Genomic DNA, 6175 nt, shown 5'->3' on the forward strand with positions numbered 1-6175 from the left:
ATGTGTATAAGAGACAGGAACGGCAACGGTGCCGTGATCGTTGACCAGGCGGGCAACCAGCCGGGGCGGGGGGCATGGCTGCATCCCGCACCGGAGTGCTTGCACGCGGCGATTCGGAGACGGGCCTTCGTGCGGGCGCTGCGGATCAGCGGTTCGCCGGATGTATCCGGGGTGGAGGAGTACTTCGAGGGATTGGAAGACCAGCTCAACCACTCCGGTCAACAGAACAGGTAGCGAAGAACATGAGCACACCGTGAAGTCCCGATGACAATGCGTCATAGCTAAACCCGAGGCGCGGCCCACCACCGCTGTCGCCTCATAGACAGGAGAAGTAGTGGCAAAGGCCCGCGTACACGAGTTGGCCAAGGAACTCGGTGTCACCAGTAAGGAAGTACTCGCCCGCCTGAGCGAACAGGGCGAGTTCGTCAAGTCGGCATCCTCAACCGTGGAAGCCCCCGTCGCGCGCCGGCTGCGCGAGTCCTTCGGCGGTGGCAAGCCCGCGCCGCAGGCCGAGGCACCCGCTGCCCCGGCGGCCCCCAAGGCCGCCGCCCCGGCCCCCGCGGCGACTCCGGGACCGGCGAAGCCGGCGGCACCGGCGGCCACCGGCAACGGCGAGGCACCCAAGCCCGCCGCACCCGCCCCGGCCAAGCCGGCGGCACCGGCCGCTCCGGCAGCGCCCGTCGCCGAGACGCCCCCGCCGGCAGCCGCGGCACCCGCGCCGGCGGCACCGCCCGCTCCCGGACCGCGCCCGGCAACCCCGGGGCCCAAGCCCGGTGCTCCGCGGCCACCGCGCGTCGGCAACAACCCGTTCTCCTCGGCGCAGCCGGTGGAGCGCGCCATCCCGCGTCCGCACCCGCAGGCGCCGCGCCCGGGCGGAGCGCCCCGGCCCGGAATGCCGCGCCCCGGCGGTGGCGCAACCCCGGGCAACATGCCCGGACGCAGCAGCAACTTCGGCGCACAGGGCCGCCCGCGCCCCGGCGGTCCGCCCCGGCCCGGCGGCGGTGCCCGTCCCGGAGCGCCCGCCGGCCGGCCCGGCGGTCCCGGCGGTAACTACCGCGGCGGTGGTCCCGGCGGTCCCGGTGGAGCTGCCGGCGCGCCCGCGGGCGGCGGTGGTTTCCGCGGTCGTCCCGGTGGCGGCGGCGGTGGCGGCGGACGACCCGGCCAGCGTGGCGGGGCGGCCGGTGCCTTCGGTCGGCCCGGTGGCGCGCCCAAGCGGGGACGCAAGTCGAAGCGGGCGAAACGCGCCGAGTACGAGAACATGCAGGCGCCGGTCGTCGGTGGTGTCCGGTTGCCGCACGGCAACGGCGAGACCATTCGGCTGGCCCGCGGTGCGTCGCTGAGCGACTTCGCCGAGAAGATCGACGCGAACCCGGCTGCTCTGGTGCAGGCGCTGTTCAACCTCGGTGAGATGGTGACTGCCACTCAGTCGGTGGGCGACGAGACGTTGGAGCTGCTCGGCAGCGAGATGAACTTCGTGGTGCAGGTCGTCTCGCCCGAGGACGAGGACCGCGAGCTGCTGGAGTCCTTCGACCTGACCTACGGCGAGGACGAGGGCGGCGAGGAGGATCTGCAGAGCCGGCCGCCGGTGGTGACCGTCATGGGTCACGTCGACCACGGCAAGACCCGACTGCTGGACACCATCCGCAAGGCCAACGTCCGCGAGGGCGAGGCCGGCGGTATCACCCAGCACATCGGCGCCTACCAGGTGTCCGTCGACTTCGAGGGCTCCGAGCGGCTCATCACGTTCATCGACACCCCGGGCCACGAGGCGTTCACCGCCATGCGTGCCCGCGGCGCCAAGGCCACCGACATCGCGATCCTGGTGGTGGCCGCCGACGACGGCGTCATGCCGCAGACCGTGGAGGCCATCAACCACGCCCAGGCTGCTGACGTGCCGATCGTGGTGGCGGTCAACAAGATCGACAAGGAAGGTGCCGACCCGGCCAAGATCCGGGGGCAGCTCACCGAGTACGGGCTGGTTGCCGAGGACTTCGGTGGCGACACCATGTTCGTCGACATCTCCGCCAAGCAGGGCACCAACATCGCTGCCCTGGAGGAGGCGGTGCTGCTGACCGCCGACGCCGCCCTGGACCTGCGGGCCAACCCCGACATGGAGGCTCAGGGTGTGGCGATCGAGGCACACCTGGACCGCGGTCGCGGCCCGGTGGCCACCGTGCTGATCCAGCGCGGCACGCTGCGGGTCGGCGACTCGATCGTCGCCGGCGATGCCTACGGCCGGGTGCGGCGCATGGTCGACGAGCACGGCGACGACGTGGAAGAGGCGCTGCCGTCGCGGCCCGTGCAGGTCATCGGGTTCACCTCGGTGCCCGGTGCCGGTGACAACCTGCTGGTGGTCGACGAGGACCGGATCGCCCGCCAGATCGCCGACAAGCGCAGTGCGCGCAAGCGCAATGCGCTGGCGGCGCGCTCGCGCAAGCGGATCTCGCTGGAGGACCTGGACTCGGCGCTGAAGGAAACCAGCCAGCTGAACCTGATCCTCAAGGGCGACAACGCCGGTACCGTCGAGGCGCTGGAAGAGGCTTTGATGGGAATCCAGGTCGACGACGAGGTCACCCTGCGGGTGATCGACCGCGGCGTGGGTGGCATCACCGAGACCAACGTCAACCTGGCCTCGGCCTCGGACGCGATCATCATCGGGTTCAACGTGCGTGCCGAGGGCAAGGCCACCGAGCTGGCCAGCCGCGAAGGCGTGGAGATCCGGTACTACTCGGTCATCTACCAGGCCATCGAGGAGATCGAGAGCGCGCTCAAGGGCATGCTCAAGCCCATCTACGAGGAGAAGGAGCTGGGACGCGCGGAGATTCGCGCCGTCTTCCGGTCCTCGAAAGTCGGCAACATCGCAGGTTGCCTCGTCACCTCCGGCATCATGCGCCGCAACGCCAAAGCGCGGCTGCTGCGTGATTCGGTGGTGGTTGCCGAGAATCTCACCGTCTCCTCGCTGCGCCGGGAGAAGGACGATGTCACCGAGGTCCGCGACGGCTACGAGTGTGGTCTGACGCTGACCTACAGCGACATCAAGGAAGGCGACGTCATCGAGACCTACGAGCTCGTCGAGAAGGCACGGACCTAACCGTGGCTGACCCGGCACGCGCACGCCGGCTGGCCAAGCGGATCTCCACGATCGTCGCCTCGGCGATCGAGTACGAGATCAAGGATCCGCGGCTGGCCGGCGTGACGATCACCGACGCGAAGGTCACCGCCGACCTGCACGACGCGACCCTGTACTACACGGTGCTGGGCCGCTCCTTGGACGACGACCCCAACTACGGCGGCGCGGCAGCGGCGCTGGAGGGGGCCAAGGGCGTGCTGCGGTCCAAGGTCGGCGCGGGAACCGGGGTGCGGTTCACCCCCACCCTGACGTTTGTCCGGGACACCGTGCCCGATGCGGCGCACCGGATGGCGGAACTGTTGGCCGCAGCTCAGGCCGCCGACGCCGACCTGGCCCGGATCCGGGAGGGTAAGCAACCGGTCGGAGACCCGAACCCGTATCGGGAGGTGCCCGGATCGGCGGGCGCCGACGACAGCGGTGATGGTGAGCAGTCGGCCGACTGATCCGCTGCCCACGGGTCGGCGGGTGGATGCCGCTGCAGCCGTGGAACTGCTGACGGGCGCGAGCACGCTGGCGGTGATCTGTCATGTGCACCCCGATGCCGACACCATCGGTGCGGGGCTGGCACTGGCGAGTATCCTGCGGCGGCGCGGCAAGACCGTTCAGGTCAGTTTCGCCCGCCCAGCCACGCTGCCGCAGTCGCTGCAGTCCCTGCCGGGTGGGGAAGTGCTGGTCAGCCCGGATGCGTTGCACCGCGACGTGGATCTGGTGGTCACCGTCGATGTCTCCAGTGCTGATCGGCTCGGAGAGCTGCAGGAGCCGGCCGCGGCCGCGCCCGAACTGCTGGTGATCGACCACCATGCCTCGAATCAGCTGTTCGGAACCGCCAATTTCGTTGACCCGACTGCGGATTCGACGACCATGATGGTCGCGGAACTCATCGATGCCTGGGGCGAGCCGATCGATGTGGACGTGGCGCATTGCCTGTATGCCGGGCTGGCCACCGACACGGGATCGTTCCGGTGGGCAAGTGCTCGCGCGCACCGGCTGGCGGCGCGACTGGTGGATGCCGGAGTGGACAATGCGGCGATCACCCGCGCGGTGATGGACACCCATCCGTTCGGCTGGCTGACGATGCTGTCGCGGGTACTGGCCAAAGCCCGGCTGCTCGGAGATGCCGCGGGTGGGCGAGGGCTGGTCTATGCAGTTGTCGACCATCCCGAGTGGACCACGGCCCGGCCCGAGGAAGTGGAGAGCATCGTCGACATCGTCCGCACCACCGCAGAAGCCGAGGTGGCCGCGGTGTTCAAGGAGACCGAACCGGGGCGCTGGGCGGTGTCTCTGCGGGCCAAGGCGACGGTGGACCTCGCGACGGTGGCGTGCGGGTTCGGCGGTGGCGGACACCGGCTGGCAGCCGGCTACACCGCGATCGGGGACATCGACGACGTGGTCGGGTCCCTGGTCACCGCCCTCGGCTAGTCCCGCGGTCGGGAGCCGACCCGATCTGCCCCAAGATGGTGGCTATGCACGACAGCACTGCCGCCGGTGGCCGCCAGATCGCGGCGCTGGCAATGCCGGCGCTGGTGGTGCTGGCAGCCGAGCCGCTCTATCTGCTGTTCGACACCGCGGTGGTCGGCCGGCTCGGGGCGCTCGGCCTGGCCGGGCTGGCGATCGGCGGGCTGATTCTGGGCCTGGTGGGCTCGCAGGCGACGTTTCTGTCCTATGGCACCACAGCGCGTGCTGCGCGCCACTACGGCGCCGGTGACCGACCTGCCGCGGTCGCCGAGGGGGTTCAGGCGACGTGGCTGGCACTGGGTTTGGGGGTGCTGGTCGTGGTGGTGGTGCAGGCCGCCGCGGCGCCGTTGGTCGCGGCGGTGGCCGGGCGCGACAGCATTGCCCAGGCCGCGTTGCCCTGGCTGCGGATCGCGATCCTGGGGGCACCGGCGATCCTGGTGTCGCTGGCCGGAAACGGATGGCTGCGGGGCGTGCAGGACACCTCGCGTCCGCCGCGCTACGTGGTTGCCGGTTTTGCGTTGTCGGCCGTGCTGTGCCCGCTGCTGGTGTTCGGGGCCCTGGGCCTGCCGCGGTGGGGGCTGGCCGGTTCGGCGGTGGCCAACTGTGCCGGCCAATGGCTTGCGGCGCTGCTGTTTCTGCGTGCCCTGCGAACCGAGCAGGTGCCGCTGCGGCTCGACGCTGCGGTGCTGCGCAGGCAACTGGTGCTGGGCCGGGACCTGATAGTGCGGTCGCTGGCTTTTCAAGCCTGCTTCGTCTCGGCAGCCGCGGTGGCGGCCCGGTTCGGCGCGGCGGCCCTGGCTGCCCACCAGATCGTGCTGCAGCTGTGGACGTTTCTGGCGCTGGTGCTCGATTCGCTGGCGATCGCGGCTCAGGCCCTGGTGGGCGCGGCACTCGGGGCCGGGCACGCGCGCCAGGCGCGGTCGGTGGCGGCCCGCGTCACGGCGTTCTCGGCGGTCGCGGCCGGTGTGCTGGCCGCGGCGCTCGCCGCGGGCCGGGCCGTGTTGCCGGAGCTGTTCACCGGCGACGCCGCGGTGCTGGCGGCCATCGGCGTGCCGTGGTGGTTTCTGGTGGCCCAATTGCCGCTTGCCGGAATCGTCTTCGCGCTCGACGGCGTGCTGCTGGGGGCCGGGGACGCAGCGTTCATGCGGACCGCCACGGTGGTCAGTGCCCTGCTCGGCTTCCTGCCGCTGACCTGGCTGGCCCTGGCGTTCCACTGGGGGCTGGCCGGGATCTGGTCCGGGTTGACCACCTTTATCGTGCTGCGCCTGATCTTCGTCGGCTGGCGGGCACTGTCGGGCCGGTGGGTGCGGGCGGGACGGCCGTAGGGGACGAGGGGGCGCACCGGAAATCCAGCACCCGGGTGGCCCGTGGGGTCCCTAGCCGCCGACTCCGGCGTCGAGCAGGAATCCGCCCCCGACAAACGTGACGAGGAAGATCGCCCACCCCAGCGCCGGCCAGGTGAGCATGGTGCGCCGGGTGCGCGCGCAGTAGCTCATGCCCACCAACGTGGTGACGATCGCGACCGCCATGCCGCCCCAAGACACCAGGTAGGCGGCGCTGATCAGGCCGCCACTGCACTGGTGAGCAGCC

6 protein-coding genes are annotated in these 6175 nt (G+C 70.9%); 5 read left to right on the forward strand and 1 reads right to left on the reverse strand.

Going from position 1 to position 6175, the window contains the following annotated elements; genetic code table 11:
• The 5 genes from LI92_RS19290 to LI92_RS19310 form a co-directional block, all read left to right on the forward strand.
• Nucleotides 1–234 (forward strand): YlxR family protein (locus LI92_RS19290; RefSeq protein ID WP_192830093.1); only part of this gene is annotated, 234 nt, incomplete at its 5' end.
• Between the two features lie 100 nt (nt 235–334).
• Nucleotides 335–3091 carry a translation initiation factor IF-2 gene (infB, locus tag LI92_RS19295; RefSeq protein ID WP_046321808.1) on the forward strand — a complete coding sequence of 919 codons (2757 nt, stop codon included), beginning with the start codon at nt 335–337 and terminating at the stop codon, nt 3089–3091.
• A 2-nt stretch (nt 3092–3093) separates the two neighbouring features.
• On the forward strand, nt 3094–3573 hold the full coding sequence (gene rbfA, locus LI92_RS19300; protein ID WP_046321810.1) for a 30S ribosome-binding factor RbfA: 480 nt from the start codon (nt 3094–3096) through the stop codon (nt 3571–3573).
• A complete protein-coding gene (locus tag LI92_RS19305) occupies nt 3551–4549 on the forward strand; it encodes a DHH family phosphoesterase (RefSeq protein ID WP_046321811.1) in 999 nt (332 codons plus the stop codon). The genes rbfA and LI92_RS19305 overlap by 23 nt, the downstream gene beginning before the upstream one ends.
• A 44-nt stretch (nt 4550–4593) precedes the next feature.
• A complete protein-coding gene (locus LI92_RS19310) occupies nt 4594–5910 on the forward strand; it encodes an MATE family efflux transporter (protein ID WP_046321813.1) in 1317 nt (438 codons plus the stop codon).
• A gap of 51 nt (nt 5911–5961) precedes the next feature.
• Here the strand turns inward: LI92_RS19310 and LI92_RS23910 are convergent.
• On the reverse strand, nt 5962–6175 hold a 214-nt coding region (locus LI92_RS23910), incomplete at its 5' end, for a hypothetical protein (RefSeq protein ID WP_192830094.1).

Origin of the sequence: Mycobacterium sp. UM_Kg1, from assembly GCF_000972925.1 — a bacterium.
Classification (GTDB): Bacteria; Actinomycetota; Actinomycetes; order Mycobacteriales; family Mycobacteriaceae; genus Mycobacterium; species Mycobacterium hiberniae.

Excerpts from the sequence above, each read along its gene's own strand:
- LI92_RS19310 (WP_046321813.1), top strand. The coding sequence starts at position 4,594 with ATGCACGACAGCACTGCCGCCGGTGGCCGCCAGATCGCGGCGCTGGCA.
- LI92_RS19305 (WP_046321811.1), top strand. The coding sequence starts at position 3,551 with ATGGTGAGCAGTCGGCCGACTGATCCGCTGCCCACGGGTCGGCGGGTG.